The following is a 21,414-nucleotide window of genomic DNA, read 5'->3' as shown; positions in this document are numbered from 1 at the left end:
CCAACTCCATTTATAACCGACCAGTCGGATATAAATGAGTCCAGACCGTCAGGTCAACCACGCCCCTCAAACGACGACGCCCCGGAGCCTTTCGACCCCGGGGCGCGCCATTACGCGAAGAGATGCGCCTTAGAACTGGATGTTGGCGCCGAAGAAGACCGTCCGGCCGCTCTTGGTGTGGTTCCACAGGCGGTGGGCGCCCGGCAGGGTGACGTCGACCTTGTTGACCGTGTCGTAGACGTAGAAGCTGTTGTACTGGGCTTCACGCTCGTCGGTCAGGTTGACGCCGTCCAGAGTCAAGCGGATGCGCGGCGAGACCTGGTAGAAGGCCGAGGCGTCGACATAGGTAGTGGCCTCGAAGCCGCCGCTGTCGACGGTGTAGTCCGAGCGGTAGTTCGACGACACCCGCGCGCCCCACTTGGCGGTCTCGTAGTAGAGCGTGACGTTGGCGTTGACATCCGACAGGCCGTACATCTGGCCCTTCACGTCCTTGGTGTTGATCTTGTTGGTGGTCTCGGAGTCGATCAGCGTCAGGTTGGCGACCATGCCCAGGTTCTTCAGCGCACCCGGCAGGAAGAAGAAGTCGCTCTGGGCGCTCAGTTCCAGGCCGGTCAGGGTGGCGCCGGCGGTGTTGATCGAGCGGGTCCAGATCACCGGGGTCGAGCCGGTGACGCCGGCCACCAGGCCTTCGGCCAGGCCCGTGTCGGAATAGACCGCCGCGTTCGTGGTGCTGGCGACCAGGTTGTCGATCTTCTTGTGGAAGACGCCGGCGGTCAGCATGCCGACGCTGCCGAAGTACCACTCGCCCGCCAGGTCGAACTCGTCGGAGGTGTAGGGCTCCAGGTTCGGGTTGCCGCTCGACACCGTGACCGTCGTGCCGTCGACGCTGATCGAGCCGTTCATGGCGTAGGAGGCCAGGGACGGACGGTTGATGTTCTGGGCCGCGGCGGCGCGGATCTGGAACTGGTCATTGACCTCCAGCACCGCGTTGAAGGCCGGCAGCACGCCCGAATAGGTCTTCTTGACGGTGGTGGCGGTGTTGACGCCGCGCACGGCCATCACCCCCGACGAGGTCAGCTCGGTGTCGTAGGCGCGGGCGCCGATGTTGCCGCGCAGGCGCATGCCGGCCAGCTCGGTCTTCCAGTCCAGTTGCAGGTAGCCGGCGGTGGTGTCTTCCTGCACCTCGTAGATCGACTTGGGCGCGCCCAGCGTGCGGGTGATGTTGTATTTGGCCAGCGCCTTGTCCCAGTCGACGATCAGCCAGGCCTGGTCGTCGTGCTCGCGGAAGATCTTGTAGTAGTCGTTGACCCGGTCATCGAGCGTGCCCTTTTCCCAGGGCGTCTTGTTCACGTCGTCGTTGGTCTGGGTGTAGCCCGAGTTCTCGAAACCGCGGAACGACACGCCGCCCTTCAGGGTCAGGGCGTCGTCGAAGGCGTAGGAGCCGTTGAACTCGGCGTTCTTCAGCTTGGTCGTCTGGTAGGTGGCCGAGAAGTCGATCTCGTGGGCGCGGTAGTTGTTGGGATCGGTGGTGTCCCAGCCGTAGATGTTCTTGCCGGTCTTGCCGCGATAGTCGGTGATCAGGTCGCCGAACGCCTCGGTGTAGAACTTGTCCGAGATTGGGATGTCGTAGTCCGAGGTCTCCTGGCCGATGTGGCCGTCGAACTTCAGCTTGTCGGACAGCTCCCACTCGCCGCTCAGCACCAGCTGCTTGAAGGTGTTCTCGGTCTCCTGGCGACGGGTCTCGGTGGCGAACACCGTGTTGGCGACGTCGGCGTAGATGATGGTGTTGTACTTGTCGTACTGGATCGAGCGCAGCACCGGGGCCGGGGCCGTGACGCCCGAGTGCGGCGTGGCCGCGCCCAGGATGGTCGAGCCGACGCTGGCGCGGGTGGCCAGGTGGTTCTCGCTGCGGTCGTTGGAGAACTTGCCGTACAGGCCGTCCAGCGTGAGGGTCAGGTTCTCTACCGGACGCCATTGCACGGCGGTGGTGACGCCCAGGCGCTCGTTGTCGGCGCCCCACACCGACAGGCGGTTGCCGCGCTGGAAGATCAGCTCGCCGTTCAGGGCCTTGGCGCGGTCGGCCGGGCTGAGATTGACCACGTTGGCCGCGTTCGCCTTCTGCACGCCCGCGCCGTAGGTGTTGTAGCCCTGCTCCTCGACCTGGCGCTTGGAGTAGGCCACCGAGACCAGCACGCCGAACTTGTCGTCCCAGTTCTGGCTGATCATGCCGGCGACGCGCGGCTGGAAGTCCTTGGTGGCGCTGTTGGTGCCGCCTTGCAGCGACAGCGCGGCCTTGCGGCCCGAATATTCGAACGGCTTGGCGGTGTAGAGGCCGACGGTGCCGGCCATGCCGCCTTCGTCCTGCTCGGCCGAGAACGACTTGCGCACGTCGATCTTCGAGAACAGCTCCGAGGCGAAGATGTTGAAGTCGAAGGCGCGGTCGCGCGAGGTCTGACCGCGGCTGTCCATCGGCGAGTCGACGTTGCCCAGCACTTCCATGCCGTTCAGCTGCACGCGGGTGAAGTCGGGACCCAGACCGCGCAGGGACACGCGGCGGCCCTCGCCGGCTTCGCGGTTGATGGCCACGCCCGGCAGGCGCTGCAGCGACTCGGCGAGGTTCAGGTCGGGGAACTTGGCCATGTCTTCGGCGACGATGACGTCGGCGACGATGCTGCTGTCGCGTTTCATCTCGCGGGCGACGCCCAGCGACTTGCGGAAGCCCTGGACGACGATCGCCTCGACCTCGGCCGTGTCGGGGGCCTCGTCGGGGTTGGCGGCGGTGACGATCGGCGCGTCGGCCGACAGGTCGGCGGCCTGGGCCTGGGCGGCGAGCATGGCGAAGGCCAGGACGGCCGACGCGGCGCTGAGCGACAGCGCTTTTTTCGTGGTGGACATGAGACCCCCTGCAACTGGATCGCCGGGAGCCTCGAACAGAGCGGGCCGCCGGCGCGATGGCGGGGCGGTTAGGGCGAAATTGTGACCGCGTGTTACGAGTTTGATAACGGCCAGATGAAGCCCGACAGCGAGGGCCGGACTTTCCCCGCATTTGTTGCCAACCCGCCGCAGGGCGGTCAGCGGCGCCTGACGCCGAACCGTCACGCGCCGCCGCTAGAGAGGCCGCTTTCCCAAGGTGGAGTGCGCGTGATGCTGGGTCTGGTGGCGGCGATGACGATGGCGGCGGGGGCCCAGGCGCCGCTGCGGATGAACGACCTTTTGGCCGTCGGCACCCACAATTCCTACAAGCAGGCGATTCCTGCCGACGAGCTGGCCGCCATGGTCGCCGCGCGCGGGCGGCTGGTCCTGGGGCTCGACTACGCCCACCGCCCGCTTTCCGAACAGCTCGACGCCGGGGCCCGCCAGCTGGAGATCGACGTCGTCGCCGACCCGCAGGGCGGGCGTTACGCAACGCCGCTGACGGCGCTCGGCGGCGGGACGGTGCTGGCGCCGGCGACGTTGCAGGCCCTGGCCAAGCCCGGCTTCAAGACCCTGCACATGCCCGACGTCGACTTCCGAACCTCGTGCGTGACCTTCATCGAGTGCCTGACCCAGGTCCGCGCCTGGTCGGACGCGCATCGCGGCCACGCCCCGATCCTGATCATGCTCAACGCCAAGGAGGGCCAGGCCAGCCTGCCGGGCGGCGTCACGCCCCTGCCCTTCGACGAGAAAGCCTTCGACGCGCTGGACGTCGAGATCCGCGGCGTCTTCGGCCCCGACCGCCTGATCACCCCCGACCTCGTCCAGGGCAAGAAGCCGACCCTGCGCGAGGCGGTGCTGGCCGGCGGCTGGCCGACGCTGGAGGCCGCGCGCGGCAAGGTGTTCTTCGCCCTCGACGAGGGTCCCGAGAAGGTGGCCATCTATCGCGGCAAGCGCGCCTCGCTCGAAGGCCGGGCGATGTTCGTCAACACCGACGAGGCCTCGCCGGCCGCCGCCTACCTGACGCTCAACGATCCCGTGGCCCAGAAGGACCGCATCGCCGCGGCCGTGAAGGCCGGCTTCATCGTGCGCACCCGCGCCGACGCCGACACCTGGGCCGCCCGCGACGGCGACGTGACCATGCGCGAGGCGGCGCTTTCCAGCGGCGCCCAGTACGTCTCGACCGACTACATGTGGGCCGACCCGCGCCTGCCGGGGAACTACACGGTGCGCCTGCCCGCCGGCGTCGCGGCCGCCTGCAATCCGGTGCGCGCGCCCAAGGCCTGCCACGGCGCGATCGAGACGACCGCCGGCGCCCCATCCAGGGCAATCCCGAAATAGGCAAACGCAAGTCGCCGAACGGCGCTTGCCAAAACGATAGTTATAGCTAGCATCCTCCTCGTACGGACATGCGGGGGGTTGTAGTGCGCAAGCTGCAAGTGTTCGCCGGGGTCGCCGCCGTCGCCATGATGGCGTCGGCGACCTCATCCTGGGCTCAGACGGCCGACCAGGCCGCGCCCGTCGCGTTGGACGAGATCGTCGTCACCGCCCAGAGACGGGCGGAGAACCTGCAGGAGGTGCCCGTCTCGGTCACCGCCATGACGGGCGCCCAGCTGCAGAACCAGCGGGTCGGCGACGTGCTGGCGCTGTCTGGCCTTGCGCCCGGGCTTCAGATCAAGACCGACGACAACGCCGCCAACCCGCGCATGTTCATCCGCGGCATCGGCGTCAACGACTTCAACCCCGGTACGGCCAGCGCGGTCGGCGTCTATGTGGACGGGGTCTATGTCGCCTCGCCGCTGGCCCAGCTGGCCGGCTTCTACGACCTGGAACAGGTGGAAGTGCTGCGCGGCCCGCAGGGCACGCTCTACGGCCGCAACACCACCGGCGGGGCGATCAACGTCGTCACCAGGAAGCCGACGACCACGCCCGGCGGCGACATCGCCGTCGAGTACGGCCGGTTCAACGCCGTCAACGCCCAGGGCGGCTTCGGCGGACCGATCGCCGGCGACGTCCTGTCGTTCCGCATCAGCGGCCTCTACGACAAGAACGACGGCTATACGACCAACCGGCTGACGGGGAACAAGGGCAACGACGCCAACCGCTGGGCCACGCGCCTGGCCCTGCGCTACCAGCCCGACGACAAGCTGACGGCCGACCTGTCGCTGAGCCTCAACCAGTCGCGCGGCGGTTCGATCTGGACCTACAACCGCTCGCTGGTGGCCCAGACGCCCGATGCGGCCGGCGATTTCGATCCCAGCCTCGGCTACGCGGTCTGCAAGCCGGCCTTCTACACCTCGGGCCAGTGCACGAACGTGCTAGGCTACGCCAACACCAGTTCCAACCTCTACGAAGGCGACTACCGCTTCGAGGGCAAGGACATCGTCAAGCTGTTCGGGGCGACCGCCAGCGTCTCCTACGACCTGGGCGACATGACGCTCTATTCGATCACCGGCTACCAGCGCGCCGCCCGCGACGACTGGGAGGACACCGACGCCAATCCCTTGCAGGTGATCAGCGCCCGCTACATCGCCCTGCAGGAGACGGCCAGCCAGGAGTTCCGGCTGCAATCCAACGGCCAGGGCCCCACCCGCTGGGTGACCGGCCTCTACTGGGCCAAGGACGACCTCTCCAACGACAGCCGCTACGACGTGCTGGGCGACCTGCGCGCACCCACGCCCGATAATCCGACCGGCATGGATCCGGCCGCCAGCATCGGCGTGTTCGGCTGGCCGCTGACCCAGAAGACCCGCAGCTGGGCCGTCTTCGGCCAGCTCGACCACGACCTGACCTCGCGCCTGACCTTCACGGCCGGCCTGCGCTATTCGGTCGACGACAAGAGCTTCCACTATGTCAGCGACGTCGACTACGGCCTGCTGACCCTGTTCACCTACGACGGCGACAAGACCTTCAAGTCGCTGTCGGGAAGGCTTGGCCTGCGCTACGCGCTGACCGACGACGCCAACCTCTATGCGACCTACAATCGCGGCTACAAGAGCGGCGGCTTCTTCACCGGCCAGACCACCGCGCCGGAAGACCTGGGCCCCTATGACGACGAGACCGTCGACGCCTTCGAGGTGGGCGCCAAGAGCGAGTTCCTCGACCGTCGCCTGCGCCTGAACGCCGCCGCCTTCTATTACGACTACCAGGACCTTCAGGTTTACACCGTGATCCAGCGCGGGGCCCTGTCGGTGCAGTACTTCACCAACGCCTCGGCCGCGCGAGTGTACGGCGCCGAAGCCGAGATCGAGGCGCGGCCCGTGCGAGGCCTGTCGCTGACCCTGGGCGCGGCCCTGCTGAACGCCGAGTACAAGGACTTCGTCTCGGTCGGGCAGGACTATTCGGGCAACCGCCTGCCCTCGGCTCCAAAGGCCAGCGTCAACGGCGTGGTCCGCTACGAGCACCCGCTGCCGGTCGGCGACTTCGCCGGCCAGCTGGATTTCACCTACCGCTCCAAGGTGTTCTTTGACACCGCCAACACCGAGCGGCTCAGCGACAAGGGCCGGGCCTACGTCAACGGCCAGTTGGGCTGGAAGCTCGACGGCGGCCGCTACGAGCTGGGCGTCTGGGGCAAGAACCTGTTCGACGAGACCAACATCCTCGACATCACCGCCATCGAGGGCCTGGGCTTCGACGTCTTCAGCATGGGCCCGCCGCGCACCTACGGCCTCTATCTGCGGGCCCGCTATTGAGCGCCCAGGACGGGTCGTGGATAGGGCCTTCGCCCAGCCTCCCAGAGCGGCTGGCGGTGCTGTGGATCGGCATCGTCGGGGTGCTGTTTCCGGGCGTCGGCCCGCTGCTGCTGGGCGGACTGGAGGCGGCCGGCCGGCTTACGGCGACAGAGATCGGCCTGGCCGGCATGGCCGAACTGGCGGCGATGGGGATCGGCGCGGCCGTGCTGGGCCCGGCCTTCGGCGCCAAACGGCTGCGCCTGGCGGCGGTGGCCTGCGGCTGCTTCCTGGCCGCATTGAACCTGGCCTCGACCTTCGCCCATGACGGACTGCTGGTGCTGGCCCGGGCGGCGGCGGGCCTGCCGGCCGGGGCGCTGATCTGGATCATCACCGGCATGATCGTCCGCTCGCCCCGGCCCGATCGCTGGTCGGGCGTCTACCTCACCGTCCAGACCCTGGCCCAGCTGATCGTGGTCTCGGCCCTGACCATCTTCGTCATCGGCCATTTCGGACCCAACGGCGGCTTCGTGGCCCTGGCGGCGCTGGCCGCCTCGGCCGCCCTGGCCGGCGCGCTGATCCCGCGCGCCTGGGCCGCCCTGCCGCAGGCCGAGGACGGACCCAAGGGCCTGCCCAGCCCGCGCGGCTGGGTCGCCCTGCTGGCCGTGTTCTGCTTCCAGGCCTTCATCCTGGCGCTGTGGATCTATGCCGAGCCGCTGTCGCGCCAGGCCGGACATCCGGCGACCACGGCGGGCCTGGCCTTCTCGATCTCGCTGGCGGCCCAGGTCGTCGGCGGATCGGCGGCCACCGCCCTGGCAGGAAGGACGTCCTGGTTCGTGTCGCTGACCTTGGGCGTGGTCGCGGCCGCCGCCTGCCTAGTGGCCTTCGCTGCGCTGCCGCCGGCGGCCGCCTTCCTGGCCGCCTCGGGCCTGTTCGGCTTCGCTTGGCTGTTCGCCTCGCCGTTCCTGACGCCGCTGGCGATCGAGGCCGATCCCAGCCGGCGCGCCGCCCTGCTGGGTCCCGGCGCCAGCCTCCTGGGCTGCGCGGCCGGCCCGCTGCTGGCCGCCCTGATCGTCGGCGAACACGACGTGCGCCCGGCCGTCTGGCTGGCTGGAGGCCTCGCGATCGCCACCCTGGCCTTGATTTCCGGCCTTCACCTGACCCGCCACAGGTAAAGCGTGGGGATAAGCCAGTTTGGCCATTGCGAGCCCGCCCGACCTCTGATAGCCAGACCCCCTCTTCGCCGACGCAAGCGTGTCGACCCGGTGGCCCGGTGGCGGAGTGGTTACGCGCCGGACTGCAAATCCGTTTACCCCGGTTCGATTCCGGGCCGGGCCTCCACCCATTCCTCTCTAGAATTCGACCAGACCTCGCGGCCTAGTTCTGCGGCAGGGTCAGGCTTTCGGCCTGGCTGTCGGCGGGGATCGCCGTGGTCCTGTTGTCGACATTGACGGCGCAGTCGGCGAAGGCGATGCCCGACAGGTCGCCGCTGGTCGGACGGTCGATCCACAGGCCGGTCTGGCAGTTCTGCACGGTGACCCGCCGCACGGTGATGTCGGCCCGATCGGGACCTGAATCCACGCCCCCGCCGATGCCGCTGATCGACACCCCGCGATTGCAGTCGCTGATCACCAGGTCCTCGTAGACATGCTGGCGTACGCTCGTGGACTCGCCCACGCCGACGCCCCAGCTGTAGGCGTTGAGCCGCGAGCCGCTGACCTTGCCCCGGCGCACGACCATGTTGTCGCCGTTCAGCCCGATGCCGAAGTTCAGGCCATAGGCGACGAAGTCCTCGATCACCGTGCCCGCATTGCCGGTGACCACGACGCATCCCTTGCCGCTGCTGGCGCCGCGCATGTCGTACTGGTCGCCGCTGAGGCGCACCTGGGCGCCCTGGTTGTCGCTGAGCTGGAAGTTGTCGGCCTCGGCGCCGTTGGCCGGGTCGTAGCGGTTGCCCTCCGAGATCACCCAGCCGCCCTTGGTGGTCTGCAGGAAGACGTCGTCGCCGATCACGTCGTGCACGTGGCAGGCGCCGATATAGAAGTTCCTGAAATTGCGGCTGGTCACCCCGCCGCGGTTGGTCTCGGCCTGGCCCGACGCGATCGGCCCGATCTCGCAATCCCACAGCATGTGGCTGTTGAAGCCGTAGTTGTTGAAGCCCTTGAGCTTCCAGTCGCGCAGTTGCAGCCCTTCGATCCGGAAGCCGGACTTGTTGTTCTCGTCGCAGCCATAGTCCTGGCCGACGCCGACGATAGGCCGCGCGCCTTCGCCATAGGCCCCGACCGTGCACCAGTCGGACGGCGGCGACAGGATCTCGGGCCACGATCCGCCTCGCTTGAGCAGCAGGTGGACGCCGGACGGCAGCGCGGTCGCGGCGGCGGCCGCCTTGGCCAACGTGGCCCAGGCCGTGTCGGGGGTCAGGCCGTCGGCGGTGTCGCTGCCCTTGGGGTCGACATAGCGGACGATGTCGTGAGCCATGGCGTCGGCCGTCGGGGCGCTGGCCAGCTTCAGTTCGCGCGGATCCACCAGCCCCCGGATATCGAGGCTGCGGAACCAGCCGGCCAGCGGCTCGGTCCCGTCCGGTCGCGCGCCCAGGGTCAGGCGCGAGAGCTTGGCGGGGAAGGTGTTGAAGGCGTCATGGGCGTTGGCGCCGCCGATCGACAGCACCCTGCCCTGCGGCCGCACCTGCAAGGCTACGCGCGCGCCGCCCGGGCCATGAATGCGGGGAAGGCGCGGCGCGACGGTCGTATCGTGGATCGCGCCCGCGCCGGTCAGGGTCAGGGCGTTGTCGGCCGAGCGGGTGACGACCACCTCCTCGCCGCCGCCCGAGACGGTGATCCAGCGGCGGGCCAGATCGCTGGCGCGGCGGATGTGGGTGTCGACGACGATCGTGAACGGCTGGCCAAACAGGGCGGCGTTGTCGATCACCAGTTCGTCGGCCGCGCGGCCCACCGAAGCCCCGGCCACGACGATCGGGCTGGTGGCCAGGGCGCTGGGCTCCAGCTGGTGCAGGATCCAGCGGATCCGGGCCTTGGCGTGGATGGCCATGGTCAGGCCCTGGCTGGCGCTGGTCGGCGTCAGGCCGGCGCGCTCGACGCGGGCCCAGTAGGCCTGGCTGTAGGCGGGACCGGCAGCGCCGCCGGTGAGGCGCAGGTCGCCGCTGCCCGCCACGCAGCGGGTCCAGGCCGACAGCGTGTGCTTGACCCCTATCGTGGCCATGCCGGCGGCGGTGACGGCCGCCGAAGCCGACCCGGAATTGTAGGCCTCCAGCACCATGCCGTTCATCACGCCCTGGTCCAGCAGGTCGCGGAACAGGTAGTCGCCCGTGGCCGGATCCTGGGCGGCGTACAGCTCGTCACGGGCGTCGACGACCTTGAGGCTGATCGTGGCGCCCGCCGACCAGCCCTGGCTGGTGGTCGGGGCGGCGTTGAAGCTGGCGCACAGGTTGCGCGAGGCCGGCTCGATCAGCAGCCCGGCCTGCGCATGCTGGCGCTGCTGACCGTCGGCGAAGGGCAGCAGCCGCCCCGTCGGCGCCAGGGCCAGGCCGCCGGCGGCGCGGATGACGATGCCCGGCATGGCGGTCAGCGGGCCGGCGTCCTGGCCGTTCTGGAACAGGCGGGCGGCGCGGAAGTCGAGCCTGTAGCCGTCGGCCGGCGCCGGCTCGCTCGCGCGAGGCGCGGCCCCCGCCCTGCCGGGCAGGGCGGCGAGCCCAGGAAGCCCCAAGGCGGCCGCGCCAACCTTAAGTATTTCGCGACGCTCGAACCCGGATTTCATGGCAACGCTCTGGCTTACTGTTACTCACCCAGCAAACACAGAATGCACCAAAGAGCACAGCGTGCCCAATACCTAATTTTGCTCCAAATATAGGCGCCAGTTGCTTACACGCGGACCTTAGACACACGGCCAAGGCGAGTCCGCTCGTAGCCGCCAATCCTTTTGGCGAGAAACTCGGCGATCGGCCGCTCGACGACATAGTACATCGCGATGCCGACCAGGGTCGCCAGGACGACGATCGCCGCCACCGCCGCGGTGCTGGCGTAGCCCGTGCCGATCGCCGCGCTGACCATGCGGCCGACACGCGCGCCGACGATGCCGACGATCAGGATATGGACGAGATAGATCGAATAGGAGGCGTCGCCGACCAGTCCGAACACCTTGGGCGTCCGCGTGACCTTGCCGTCGGCCTCCAGCGACACCGCCGCGAACACAATGACCGCGCTGGGCAGGCCCCAGCACAGCACCCGCCAGGCCTCGGCGTGGACGAACAGCGGCGCGACGAACAAGGCGGCGGTGGCGACGGCGATGGCCGGCAAGGGCAGCGGCATCCGCGCCCCGCGCTTGATCGCCAGGGCGACCAGGCAGCCGAACAGGAACTCGATGGCGATCGGATTGGCCAGGAAGCTGACGATCGCCGCCTTGCCCGGCAGCAGGCTGCACGCGGTGATCGCCAGCAGGATGAACGCCGCCAAGGGCGCGAAGAACGCCTTGCGGGCCACCACCACGGCGGCGGCGAACAGCAGGTAGAAATAGAGCTCGTACGACAGGGTCCAGCCGACGCCGAGGATCGGCTGCACACCGCCCGCCTCGTTGAACGCCGGGATCAGCAACAGCGAGGTCGCGATCCGCAGCGGCTGGAGGTCGAAGCTCGACGCCCCCTCGGTGACGTGGTTCATCACCTTCAGGCCGATCAGCACCAGCGAGACGATGATGTAGATCGGGTAGATCCGCGCCGCGCGCTTGAGCAGGAAGCCCAGGATCGGCTTGTCCGAGGCCATGTAGGCGCCCGAGACATAGACCATGATGAAGCCGCTGATGACGAAGAACAGGTCCACGCCGAAGGCCAGGGCGTCATAGAAGGCCGGCGCGCCGATCAGGGCCGGTGGAACGATGCCGGCGCTGGCCTTGACGGTGAAGGTCCGGATCGTGTGGTGGGCGACCACGGCGATGGCGGCCACGCCCCGCAGAGCCTGCACCAGGGCCAGGTTCTTGGGCAGGGGCGCCGGGCTTTGCGACGCCGCCTCCCCCATCCCGAGGCCGGACAGCAGCCTCATGCGGGGCCCCGCGACGCGAAGGCCGGGCGGCGCAGGGGCCGGCGGGCCGGCGTCGCCTCGAACGAGGCGGGCAGCGAGATGACGATCAGCGGCCACAGCACGATGGGCGCCAGCAGCATGCCGGCGTCCAGACCCGAGGCCACCAGCACCAGCAGGATGATGATCACCTCCAGCCGCTGCTGCCTCTGGACCGGGATGCTGGCCGGCGACGGGGCGATCTTGGCGAACAGGCGCACCAGGATCAGGAACAGCAGCGCCGCCGCGCCGGGCACGCCGATGTTCAGGCAGAGCTCCAGATAGGTGCTGTGCGTCGAACTGACGTTCCACGAGGCGCGCACGAACTGGTCGAACACCTCGGGCTGGCGGAACACCGCGAAACCGTAGCCGAACAGCGGCCGGTCATAGACCAGCGGCAGCAGCTGGTCCCAGATGTTCGAGCGCCCCGAGAGGGTGGCGTCCTTGCCGAACGCCTCGGCGATGGTGGCGATGACGATGTTGTAGGAGACGACGATCAGGGTCGCCATGACCACCGTGGTCCCCAGGATCAGGCCCACCCGCGCCGGCTTGCTCTTCAGGGCCCGGGTGGCGTTGAGGCCGACGATCACGGTCATGCCCACGCCGATCATCATCAGGGCGGTGGAGGATCGCGCCAGCACCACCAGGCCCAGGGCGCAGGCGGTGGCCACGGTCTTGACCACGCCGTGGAAGGTCGGACCGTACCGGTGCTGCGAGTTCAGGAAGATGATGAAGAACCCGAGGGAGAAGAAATGGCCCATCAGGTTCTTGTGGTAAAACATCCCCTTGACCATGCCCTGGTAGGCCCCGCCCATGATGGCGAACTGGGGGAAGACGACGGTGTAGGCCACGTTGGCGATCGCCGACACCACCATGAACGTATAGACCGTGTTCCAGGTGTCGGCCGCCCCGTAGCGCAGCCGGTACATCAAGGCCGCGATGGTGATCAGCGACACCGCGATCAGGCCGCGCGTCGAGGCGCCCATGTTGATCGACCAGAACACCGACGCCACGCAGGCGGTGAAGATGATCACCACCGAGATCGGGGTCTTCTGGATCATCTGCTTGACCCGTCCCGCCTCGAGCAGGGCGTAGAGCAGGATCAGCGGGATCAGGCTGTAGAGCAGCGCCTTCATGACGAAGACGTTGTCGCCGCTGCCGCCCTCGTCGAAGCGCGACGGATAGCCGTAAGACATGCCCGAGGCGCGCCACAGGCACAGGATCAGGATGGCGGTCAGCAGCGTCTTCAGCTGGCTTTCGCGGCGCGCCGCGCCGCTGACCTTGGCCTGGGCGGCGCGACGATGCGAGGGACTGTCGTTCACGAGGGTCATGGGTAGATCACTGGGCCAAGCCGCGCGCGGGCGCTAGGCTTCGGCCTTTCCGTATTCCTGATAGCTGTGGCCGAGGATGCCGCTGACGACGCCGGCGCCGCGCACCCCATGGATGATCGCCCGCATGCCGAGGCTGGGCGAGATCAGCAGGGCCGGCGACATCACAGCCCCCAGCACCATCCGCGCCGCGCCGTAGACCAGGCGGTAGGCGCGGCGGGCCGGCGTGCCGTGCAACTGGTCGGCGACCGCGAAGGTGTTGCCCAGACGGTACTGGCGCTGGATCACCCACTTCCAGGTCATCCGGTTGGCCGGCACCACATCGTAGACCAGGGCCGCGTCGCTCCAGTGGATCTTCGCGCCCTTGCGGACCGCCTGGTTGAAGAACAGGTAGTCGGTGCCGCCGGTGTGGCGCATCCGCTCCTCGAAGCGCAGCCCCATCTGCCTGAACAGCGGCAGGTCGAACATCACGTTGTTGGAGGCGGCATAGCCGATCCGGGCGCCGTCCTCGTTCTTCTTGCGCTCGAAGACGCGGCTCTTGATGAAGTAGGCGGGCGGATCTTCCGGATAGACCGGCTCGACCGGGCCATAGACGCAGTCGGCGCCGGTGCGCGCCTGCACCTCGAGCAGGGCGTCCAGCCAGCCGGGCACGACCCACTCGTCGTCGTCGACGAAGCAGAAGTACCGGGTGTCGGCCGGGGCCTCGTCCATGGCGCGGTTGCGGCCGAACGGAATGCCGGGCTCCGGCTCGATGGCGTAGATCAGCTGGAAGACGCTTGATGCCATGAACGGCTCGACCGCCGCGCGGCCGCTGCCCTTGGGGTCGTTGTCGACCACCACCACCGACAGCCGATACGGCCGTTCGGCGTTCATGCTCAGGCCGCCCAGCGACTCCAGCAGCTTGGCGATGCCGTCGGGGCGCTTGAAGGTCAGCACGCCGACCGTGACGTGGATGGCCTCAGAAGCCTGGGCCGGGGCGACTTGCGCGGGGTCGAGCGTGACGGTGGTCGTGGTCATGGTCAGCCCGCCTTCGCCGCCTTGCGCGGCGCAAGCGAGGCGCGCGCGCGTTTCATCGTCACCCGCCACCACAGGTCCAGCGCCGCCAGGCGCGGGTTGGGCGCGGCGTTGGTGGCCACGGCCAGCTGCTCGCGCAGGGCCTTGCCCGAAAGCTCACCCTGGGCGAAGCCGCCGGCCGCCAGGCTGGCGCCCAGGCTCTTGAGGCCCGGATAGCGGCGGGCCAGCTCCAGGCCGGTGGCGATCATGATCCGCGAGCGCAGCGGGCTGGCCTGCACCGCGCCTGTGTAGCGGTTGGTCGCGTGGATGCGCTGGAAGGTCAGCGGCGTGTCGACCAGCACCCCTGCCCCCAGATAGCTGGCGGCGAACTTCAGGTAGTTGTCGCTGAGCACCACGTCCTGGGCCACCGGCATGGGCAGGATCTGCGACAGCAGCCCGCGCCGGAAGGTCAGGCCCGAGGTGGGCACCGGAATGCTCGGAAAACGGCCTCGGCCCAGGCCCTGGCGATAGTCGACCGGCTTGGTCGCCAGCTCGCCAGGCGCGCCGGCCGCCTCGTCGGTGGTGACCCGGTCGAAGCACCAGTCGACCCCCTCGCCGGCGTAGATCTCGGCCAGGCGCGACAGCTTGCCCGGCAGGAAGGCGTCGTCGGCGTCCAGCAGGCACAGGATCTCGCCCGTGGCGGCGGCGAAGCCGGCGTTGAACGACGAGGCCTGGCCGCCGTTCTCCTTCAGCACCGGAACCAGCCGGTCGCCGTACGCGCCGATGATCTCGCGCGAGCCGTCGGTCGAGCCGTCGTCGACAACGATCAATTCGAAGTCCGGGTAGTCCTGCGACAGCACGCTGTCGATGCAGGCCGGCAGATAGGCCGCGTAGTTGTAGTTGTTGACGAGAACCGAGATCTTGGGGACCGAGATCCTGAGAACCGGGGAGAGCGGAGACTTGGCCATGGCTTATGCATTCCGCAGGCGGGCGAAGCGCCCGGTGGTTTTCGACAGCAGGCGCGCGAGCTCGGCCTCGATGCTGTTGCCCGGGCGTCCGGCCATGAACCAGACCGCCGCGTGGGTGACCACATAGGCCGCACCGCCGGCGATCGAGATCGCCACGGTGGCGTAGAGGGCGTCGGCGTGATGCTCCACGCTGGGGAACAGCGAGCCAGTGGCCAGGGCGGCGGCGATCATCACCACCGTGCTGACCAGCGAGCGCCAGGTGACCTTCACCTGCTCCAGCGGCGTCAGGCCGGTCAGCTTGTGCACCAGCATCAGGTTCAGCACCGACAGCAGCAGGCCGCCCGACAAAATGCGCGCCACCAGAAGGCCCGTCAGGCCCCAGAAATAGAGGCCCGCCAGCACCACGGGCACGCGCACGGCCGTCTGCCACAGGCTGCGCTGGAAGAGGTCCTTGGTCGCGCCCTGGGCGTAGGCCACGGCGTTGACCGCGCCGAACACCACCTGCACGCCCAGCACCGGCGCGATCAGCTGGATGACGACGGCCGCCAGATGCCACTTGGGCCCCAGGGCAAGGGCCACCAGCGGCTCGGCCACCAGCGCCAGCCCCACGCCCAGCGGCAGGCCCACGGCGAACAGCGACGACTGGCTGCGCTGGAACGCGGCCCGCAGGCGATCGCGGTCGGCGGCGATGTGCACGAAGCTGGGGAAGAACACCCGCTCCAGCGGCTGGATGGCCTGCTGGGTCAGCATGGTGGCGATGTTGTTGCCGACGTTGTACGCGCCGAAGGTGGCCGTGCCGAGCACGCCGGCGATCACCAGGTTGTCGAAGCGGTTGCCGATGACGGTGATGAACTGGTTCAGCGTCACCCAGATCGAGAAGCCCAGGATCAGCTTGGTCGAGGCCAGCGAGAAGCGCGGCCGGTAAGGCGCGTAGAGATAGCTGGCCACCAGCGGCACGAGGCCCGCGGCGATCACCCCCGCGACGATCCCCCAGTAGCTGTGGGTGGTCCAGGCCACCGCCACGGCGGCCACCAGTTGCAGCACGGCCGCCAGGCTCTCGATGGCGATCACCACCGAGAACTTCAGGTGCTTGGCCAGGGTGATGTAGTAGGGGCTCATCAGGCCGGCCATCAGCGGTCGCACGCTGATCGCGGCCATGATCGCGAACAGGCGCGGGTCGTTGTAGATCCTGATCATCACCGCCCCGGCGCCGATCATGATCGCCATCAGCAGCAGGCCGCGCAGCACGCCGAGGGTGAAGGCGGTGTCGTAGTCGGCGCGATCGGCGTCCTGCTTGTGGATCAGGGCGTTGCCCAGCGACAGGTCGGTGATCGCCTGCAGCATCAGCAGCACGGTGGTGGCCAGGGCCACCAGGCCGAAGTCCTGCGGCAGCAGGATGCGCGCCAGCACCACCGTCATCAGAAGGTTGGCCAGGCGCGTGAACACCACCCCGCCCATCACCCACACCGAGGCCTTCACGGCCTTGGAGCCGATGCCGCTGGCGCCGCCGGCCGGCGGTTGCGCCGACGCTTGAGTGTCGATCGGATCGCTCATGCACGGGCCGCCGGCATGTAGTGGCGGATGCCCTGGATCAGCCCGCGCATGTAGTAGAGCTTCCAGATCGCCCAGAACCGCAGGCGCGACTTGGGCAGCGGATACAGCATCAGGCTGCGCGCGCCCCAGCTGGCGGTCTCCAGCCAGGTCCTGACCGGCACGCCGCCCAGGCGCGGGCCGCCGGGGATCTTCTCGGGCTGCAAGGCCGGGATGCCGAAGCCCAGGCGCTCGGCCCGCTTCTGCACCCAGTCGGCCGACATGTTCGAGGCCGGCACGAAGTGGCGCACCTGCGCCTCGGCGCAGTGGTAGGCCTTGTGGCCCCGCGCCGCCAACCGCATGACGATCTCGGAGTCCTCGCCCATGGCGTAGAGCTTGGCGGGCAATGGCCCGATGTCCTCGCGATAGCGCTCCTCGCCCAGGGCGCTGGCGCGGATCGTGGTGTTGGGGCCCCAGATCTTCGACGGGTCGCACGGACCGGTCGGCAGGTCGTCGACGATGGCGAAGGTCGAGCCCAACGGCAGCCAGGTGTAGAGCGGGTCATCGCCGGGCGGCCGCTCCCAGTTGGGAACAATGCGGCCGCCGATCACCGACACTTCCGGATGGGCGGCGGCGCATTCGACGATCGACGACAGCCAGCGCGGCGCGGCCTCGACATCATCGTCGGTGAACACCAGCAGCTCGCCCCGGGCGCGGGCGATCGCCTCGTTCAGGGCGCTCGACTTGCCGGGCGTGACGTGCCGGAACGGCTTGATAGGCAAGCGATCGGCATAGGACTGCAAGAGCTCGAACGTGCCGTCGCTGCTGTTGTTGTCGACGGCTATGATCTCCCACCCGTCCTTGGGCAGGTCCTGGCGCACGAACGAGTCCAGCGTGTTCGGCAGCCGCTTCTCGCCGTTGTAGGACGACAGGATGACGGTGGCGGAAAGGCTGGTCATCGGCCGGGCCTCACTGCTCGACGGGCTGGACGTCGCGTACGGTCGCCGGCGCGAAGTCAGCCTTCAGCCGCTCGACCTGGGCGAGCATGGCGGCGTGGGCGGCCTCGATGGCGGCGTCGGTGCTGAGCTGGCCGGGCTTTGCGGCCACGGCCTGCAAGGTCGCCCCGGCCGAGCCGAAGGCCATGTCGCCGGTCAGCTGGCGGATGCGGCGGTGGCGGAAGGTGATCGCCTTGCGCCAAGCCGTGTCCTTGCGCAGGGCGGCCAGGGCTTCCACCGGGTTCGACGGACCGAGCGTGTCGAAGTCGATCGAGACGTCCAGGGCGCTGGCCCAGTCGTACCACTTGGCGCGGTTGGCAGGATCCAGCGGCACGATGGCCCGCCATGGCACGCGCAAGGCGTCCGAGATGATCACCCCGTGCATGGCTTCCGAGATCACCTTTTCGGAGGCGCTGATCTCCTCCAGCACCTTCTCCACCGACCAGCGCGGGTCGATGAAGTGGATGCCGGCCTTGGCGCAGACCTTCTCCCAGGCGCCGTACATGGCGCTCTCGTAGTGGGGGATGAACGAGACGGCGTGGCGCTTCTCGACCTTGCTGGCGTCCCACAGGCTGCGGATCAGGATGCCGCTGTCGCCGATCCCCAGGCCCTCGTCGACGCCCAGCTCCTGCGCGGTCTTCTTGCCGCGCACGAAATAGACCGTCCACTTGTCGTCCAGCGTCGGCGCCTTGGTGTAGCCGCCCCAGCCCGAGCCGAAGACGATCTTGCGGATGCCCGGATCGAAGTTGTCGTAGAGGATCGAGCCGATGCCCAGGAACAGGTCGCTTTCGTCCTCGTCGAAGAAGTCCGGCAGAATCTGCGGCCACAGCCAGTGGTTCAGCTCGTCGCCGAAGTTCTCGTGCTTGCCGCGGTAGAAGAACATCTTCATTCGGCGGCTCCCAGGGCCAGGGCGGCGACGTTGGCCGCCTCGATTTCGTCCTCGCGGGCCATGCGGCCGTAGCGCGAGATGATCTTGATGTCCGAGCGGATGATCTTGGCCGGGTTGCCGGCGACCAGCGAACGCGGCGGGATGTCCTTGGTGACGACCGCGCCCGAGCCGATCACGCACTCGTCGCCGATGGTCACGCCGGGCAGGATGATGCTGCGCGCGCCGATGAAGCAGCGGCGGCCGATATAGGTGTTGAGGTACAGGCCGCGCGTCAGGTCGTGGGTCAGGATCGCCGCGTCGAAAGCTACGTAGGTCTCTTCGCCCACATGGACGCCCTTGGGGTTGGTGCGGTCGAACTTGGCGCTCAGCGAGAACGACGCGGTCGGGTGGATGTGCATCCCCCAGACCTTGTTGTAGTAGGCCCGCCGGACATTGATGATCGCGTCCCGGATCGGCCGGAACACGTTCAGGCTCCACTTGGGCTTCACGCCCTTGGGCTTGGTCTGCGGCATAGGCTGGGTCATCGACGCGCCTCCCCCTTTTTATGGGCGTCGAGGACGCTGTCGTAATAGTCTTCCAGCAGCGCGGTCTGGCGGCGGATGTCGAAGCGTTCGGCCACCATCCTGGGCGCGCGTTCGCTGAAGGCGTTCCACAGCGGCTGGTCGTTCAGCAGACGGCCGATGTGGTCGGCCATGGCGGCCACGTCGCGCTCGGCGGCCAGGAAGCCCGTCGCCCCCTCCTCCACCGCCTCGCCCACCCCGCCCGAGCGGAAGGCGACGACCGGCGCGCCCATGGCCTGGGCTTCCAGGTTGGCGATACCGAAGGCCTCGGCGTGACCGTTGGCCAGGGTCACCGCGCCATGCAGATAGAGCTCTGCTTCCGACAGCAGGTCGCGGATCTGGGCCTGGGTCTGCTTCTCGCGGATCTCGACCTTGGGGAGCGAGCGCCGGGCCAGGGCCTCGATCTCGTCGCGCAGCGGGCCCTCGCCGATCATGATGAACTCGACGGGCGTGCCGGCCTTGGCCACGCGCTCCAGCGCCTCGATCATCAGCTTGTGGCCCTTGTACTCCACGAAGCGGGCGACCGAGACCACCAGGCCCTTGCGGCGCGGCTTCGTGGGCGCCGAGAACAGGCTGGTGTCGACGCCGATATAGTGGCGGAAGATCCGCGACTGCGGGAAACCCAGGGCCAGCAGGCGGTCCTGGATGAAGTCGGACACCGCGATCTGCCAGCCGCCGCCCCTGGCCATCTGCTCGCGGCCCTTGGCGAAGAACCGCACCTGGTTGAAGCCGTCGACGTCGGCCGCCTTGCCGGCGAAGGTGGCGTCGAAGCCGTGGAAAGTGGTGACCAGCGGCTTGCCGGCCGCCAGCGGGCCGATCACGTAGCCGTTCTTGCCGAAATGGGCGTGCACCAGGTCGGCCTGGCGCACGGCCGGAAACAGCGCCGGCGCCGGCAGGCGCACGGTCTTCAGAGCGAACTCGCCCGCCCGCATGGCCGGCGAGGCGCGGATGTCGTGCACCGGAAAGCCGATCAGGTCGCGATCGAGGCTAGCCATGGTGCTGCCGGCCAGGATCGCCGGCTGGTAGCGCGCCAGGGCCCGCGCCTGCTGGGCCACGAAGGCCTGCGACGGCGGCAGGTAGCGCTCCACGTAATAGAGCACCTTCTGGCGATCGTCGGGGGCGATGGTCACGCGCCGCCGCCGATGAAAGCGCCGATGGCGTCGGTCAGCTGCCGGCGCTTGACCGCAGCGCCCGGATCCTCCGAGCCCGAGACCAGACCCTTGTCGAGCAGCAGCGCGCGCAGCTCGCCCTCGTCCGTGGCCACATAGATGCCGGCCTGGGTCTTCAGCTGGGCGCAGGTGGCCAACTGGTGGTCGTTGCGGTGTTCGTTGTGCGCGGCCAGGCGTGGGAACAGGATGATCGGCTTGTTGTACTTGCGGGCCGTCAGGATCGAGCCGATGCCGGCGTGTGAGACCAGCACCCGCGCCGAGGTGATCTTGGTCTCGAAGTCGCGCGGCGGCAGGTTTTCCTGGAAGGTGAAGTTGCGCGGCGACAGCGTGCTCTTGCCGATCTGGCCGAACACTTCCTCGCCGGTGTCGGGCGCGACGCGGTCGACGATGTCGACCAGGCGGTCGAAGGGCAGCTGGGTGCCGACGGTCAGCAGGATCACAGGACGCTCCCGTAGTATTTCGGGCCCTTGGCGCTGGCCAGCTGGCTCCACTGGGTGATCCAGAGGTTGGCGACGTAGCCCGCCATCTTGCCGCTCATCGACAGCCGCTCGGAGTTGGCGATGCTGTCGACCCAGACGCCCCGGGCGCCGAAAAAACGGCCGATGACGATGGCCAGCAGGCCCGGCGCGGCGCCGGTCGAGATGATCACATTGGGCCGCTCCGTCCGGATGATGGAAAGCAGATCCCTCATGCAGCGAAGATTGGCCCCAATATTGTCCCGGTTACAGTCCGGCACGACATAGGATTTCTCGACGCCCGACTTCTCAGCCAAACCAGGCAAAGTCGTGACGAAGACCGGATCGGCGCCTTTGAAAGCGTCACGGATCATCATCATCTGCTCCCAGTGGCCGCCACTGGAGCAGACCGCCAGAACCTTGGGCTTTTTGACGCTACGCTGTGCGGTCATGACTTCGGATCCATTGTGCAGTTCGCGACGCCGCATTCAGTTCAGGGCATTCAAGTTCACGCAGGCGGCCCAGGCACGCGCGATCGGCGGCGTTCACCGCCATCGCCGCGCTCCGGATGCGTTTCCCCCTTGGGATTTTTTCTGGATCGCCGGCCCGGCCCCGCCGCCCGAGTGACGGCGGAGGCGCGGACCTTCCCGCCTAGTTCGGGACGGCGTCCATCTGGCGCTCGTCGGTCTTGAGACCCGCGCCTTCGCCACCTTCGGCCGCCGCCCCGCGCCCCACCGAGGCGTAGGTGAAGCCGTGGCGGACCATTTCGTGCGGCTTGTAGATGTTGCGCAGGTCGACGACGACCGGGGCGGCCAGCAGGGTCTTGAGGCGCTCCAGGTCCAGGGCCCGGAACTGGTCCCACTCGGTGAGGATCAGCAGC

17 protein-coding genes and 1 tRNA gene are annotated in these 21,414 nt (G+C 68.4%); 4 read left to right on the top strand and 14 right to left on the bottom strand.

Annotated features, from left to right (window positions below; translation table 11 throughout):
* Nucleotides 1–129: 129 nt before the first annotated feature.
* A complete protein-coding gene (locus SGCZBJ_RS23000; RefSeq protein ID WP_101720254.1) occupies nucleotides 130–2,895 on the bottom strand; it encodes a TonB-dependent receptor in 2,766 nt (921 codons plus the stop codon).
* 249 nt (nucleotides 2,896–3,144) lie between these two features.
* On the opposite strand from SGCZBJ_RS23000, the gene SGCZBJ_RS22995 reads away from it, so the two are divergent.
* The 4 genes from SGCZBJ_RS22995 to SGCZBJ_RS22980 all read left to right on the top strand — a co-directional run bounded on the left by SGCZBJ_RS22995 (nucleotide 3,145) and on the right by SGCZBJ_RS22980 (nucleotide 7,922).
* A complete protein-coding gene (locus tag SGCZBJ_RS22995; RefSeq protein ID WP_101720253.1) occupies nucleotides 3,145–4,254 on the top strand; it encodes a phosphatidylinositol-specific phospholipase C1-like protein in 1,110 nt (369 codons plus the stop codon).
* A gap of 83 nt (nucleotides 4,255–4,337) precedes the next feature.
* Nucleotides 4,338–6,605 (top strand): TonB-dependent receptor, encoded by a 2,268-nt coding sequence (locus SGCZBJ_RS22990; protein ID WP_101720252.1) that lies wholly within the window; start codon nucleotides 4,338–4,340, stop codon nucleotides 6,603–6,605.
* Nucleotides 6,602–7,756 (top strand): MFS transporter, encoded by a 1,155-nt coding sequence (locus SGCZBJ_RS22985; RefSeq protein WP_133149315.1) that lies wholly within the window; start codon nucleotides 6,602–6,604, stop codon nucleotides 7,754–7,756. Before SGCZBJ_RS22990 ends, SGCZBJ_RS22985 begins: the two co-directional genes overlap by 4 nt.
* A gap of 92 nt (nucleotides 7,757–7,848) precedes the next feature.
* Nucleotides 7,849–7,922, top strand: a tRNA-Cys gene (locus SGCZBJ_RS22980).
* Between the two features lie 36 nt (nucleotides 7,923–7,958).
* Here SGCZBJ_RS22980 and SGCZBJ_RS22975 read toward each other — a convergent pair.
* From SGCZBJ_RS22975 to SGCZBJ_RS22915, 13 genes are all read right to left on the bottom strand, one after another.
* Nucleotides 7,959–10,355: a hypothetical protein gene (locus tag SGCZBJ_RS22975; protein ID WP_133149314.1), complete on the bottom strand. Its 2,397-nt coding sequence runs from the start codon at nucleotides 10,353–10,355 to the stop codon at nucleotides 7,959–7,961.
* Between the two features lie 104 nt (nucleotides 10,356–10,459).
* Nucleotides 10,460–11,632, bottom strand: a complete 1,173-nt coding sequence (locus SGCZBJ_RS22970) for an acyltransferase family protein (RefSeq protein ID WP_101720249.1) — start codon at nucleotides 11,630–11,632, stop codon at nucleotides 10,460–10,462.
* On the bottom strand, nucleotides 11,629–12,978 hold the full coding sequence (locus SGCZBJ_RS22965) for an O-antigen ligase family protein (protein ID WP_101720248.1): 1,350 nt from the start codon (nucleotides 12,976–12,978) through the stop codon (nucleotides 11,629–11,631). Before SGCZBJ_RS22965 ends, SGCZBJ_RS22970 begins: the two co-directional genes overlap by 4 nt.
* Before the next feature lie 33 nt (nucleotides 12,979–13,011).
* Nucleotides 13,012–13,992, bottom strand: coding sequence for a glycosyltransferase family 2 protein (locus SGCZBJ_RS22960; protein WP_101720247.1), 981 nt, complete (start codon nucleotides 13,990–13,992; stop codon nucleotides 13,012–13,014).
* A 2-nt stretch (nucleotides 13,993–13,994) separates the two neighbouring features.
* On the bottom strand, nucleotides 13,995–14,936 hold the full coding sequence (locus SGCZBJ_RS22955; RefSeq protein ID WP_101720246.1) for a glycosyltransferase family 2 protein: 942 nt from the start codon (nucleotides 14,934–14,936) through the stop codon (nucleotides 13,995–13,997).
* A gap of 3 nt (nucleotides 14,937–14,939) precedes the next feature.
* A complete protein-coding gene (locus SGCZBJ_RS22950) occupies nucleotides 14,940–16,490 on the bottom strand; it encodes a lipopolysaccharide biosynthesis protein (RefSeq protein WP_101720245.1) in 1,551 nt (516 codons plus the stop codon).
* Nucleotides 16,487–17,425, bottom strand: coding sequence for a glycosyltransferase family 2 protein (locus tag SGCZBJ_RS22945; RefSeq protein WP_101720244.1), 939 nt, complete (start codon nucleotides 17,423–17,425; stop codon nucleotides 16,487–16,489). The genes SGCZBJ_RS22950 and SGCZBJ_RS22945 overlap by 4 nt, the downstream gene beginning before the upstream one ends.
* 10 nt (nucleotides 17,426–17,435) lie before the next feature.
* Nucleotides 17,436–18,350 carry a polysaccharide pyruvyl transferase family protein gene (locus tag SGCZBJ_RS22940; protein ID WP_101720243.1) on the bottom strand — a complete coding sequence of 305 codons (915 nt, stop codon included), beginning with the start codon at nucleotides 18,348–18,350 and terminating at the stop codon, nucleotides 17,436–17,438.
* A complete protein-coding gene (locus SGCZBJ_RS26400; protein ID WP_205685464.1) occupies nucleotides 18,347–18,874 on the bottom strand; it encodes an acyltransferase in 528 nt (175 codons plus the stop codon). The genes SGCZBJ_RS22940 and SGCZBJ_RS26400 overlap by 4 nt, the downstream gene beginning before the upstream one ends.
* Nucleotides 18,871–20,040: a glycosyltransferase gene (locus tag SGCZBJ_RS22930; protein ID WP_205685463.1), complete on the bottom strand. Its 1,170-nt coding sequence runs from the start codon at nucleotides 20,038–20,040 to the stop codon at nucleotides 18,871–18,873. Before SGCZBJ_RS22930 ends, SGCZBJ_RS26400 begins: the two co-directional genes overlap by 4 nt.
* Complete coding sequence (locus SGCZBJ_RS22925) at nucleotides 20,037–20,519, bottom strand: glycosyltransferase (protein WP_165799419.1); 483 nt, start codon at nucleotides 20,517–20,519, stop codon at nucleotides 20,037–20,039. Before SGCZBJ_RS22925 ends, SGCZBJ_RS22930 begins: the two co-directional genes overlap by 4 nt.
* A complete protein-coding gene (locus tag SGCZBJ_RS22920) occupies nucleotides 20,516–20,986 on the bottom strand; it encodes a glycosyltransferase family protein (protein WP_101720240.1) in 471 nt (156 codons plus the stop codon). The genes SGCZBJ_RS22925 and SGCZBJ_RS22920 overlap by 4 nt, the downstream gene beginning before the upstream one ends.
* 199 nt (nucleotides 20,987–21,185) lie before the next feature.
* Nucleotides 21,186–21,414, bottom strand: a 229-nt coding sequence (locus SGCZBJ_RS22915) for a UDP-glucose/GDP-mannose dehydrogenase family protein (protein ID WP_240621619.1), incomplete at its 5' end; no start/stop codon positions are given.

This window comes from Caulobacter zeae (assembly GCF_002858925.1).
GTDB classification, from domain to species: domain Bacteria; phylum Pseudomonadota; class Alphaproteobacteria; order Caulobacterales; family Caulobacteraceae; genus Caulobacter; species Caulobacter zeae.
This window is presented reverse-complemented; position numbering and strand designations above follow the sequence as displayed.

Coding starts and splice junctions, on each gene's coding strand:
- SGCZBJ_RS23000 (WP_101720254.1), bottom strand. CDS start 2,895: ATGTCCACCACGAAAAAAGCGCTGTCGCTCAGCGCCGCGTCGGCCGTC.
- SGCZBJ_RS22995 (WP_101720253.1), top strand. CDS start 3,145: ATGCTGGGTCTGGTGGCGGCGATGACGATGGCGGCGGGGGCCCAGGCG.
- SGCZBJ_RS22975 (WP_133149314.1), bottom strand. CDS start 10,355: ATGAAATCCGGGTTCGAGCGTCGCGAAATACTTAAGGTTGGCGCGGCC.
- SGCZBJ_RS22970 (WP_101720249.1), bottom strand. CDS start 11,632: ATGAGGCTGCTGTCCGGCCTCGGGATGGGGGAGGCGGCGTCGCAAAGC.
- SGCZBJ_RS22965 (WP_101720248.1), bottom strand. CDS start 12,978: ATGACCCTCGTGAACGACAGTCCCTCGCATCGTCGCGCCGCCCAGGCC.
- SGCZBJ_RS22960 (WP_101720247.1), bottom strand. CDS start 13,992: ATGACCACGACCACCGTCACGCTCGACCCCGCGCAAGTCGCCCCGGCC.
- SGCZBJ_RS22955 (WP_101720246.1), bottom strand. CDS start 14,936: ATGGCCAAGTCTCCGCTCTCCCCGGTTCTCAGGATCTCGGTCCCCAAG.
- SGCZBJ_RS22950 (WP_101720245.1), bottom strand. CDS start 16,490: ATGAGCGATCCGATCGACACTCAAGCGTCGGCGCAACCGCCGGCCGGC.
- SGCZBJ_RS22945 (WP_101720244.1), bottom strand. CDS start 17,425: ATGACCAGCCTTTCCGCCACCGTCATCCTGTCGTCCTACAACGGCGAG.
- SGCZBJ_RS22940 (WP_101720243.1), bottom strand. CDS start 18,350: ATGAAGATGTTCTTCTACCGCGGCAAGCACGAGAACTTCGGCGACGAG.
- SGCZBJ_RS26400 (WP_205685464.1), bottom strand. CDS start 18,874: ATGACCCAGCCTATGCCGCAGACCAAGCCCAAGGGCGTGAAGCCCAAG.
- SGCZBJ_RS22920 (WP_101720240.1), bottom strand. CDS start 20,986: ATGACCGCACAGCGTAGCGTCAAAAAGCCCAAGGTTCTGGCGGTCTGC.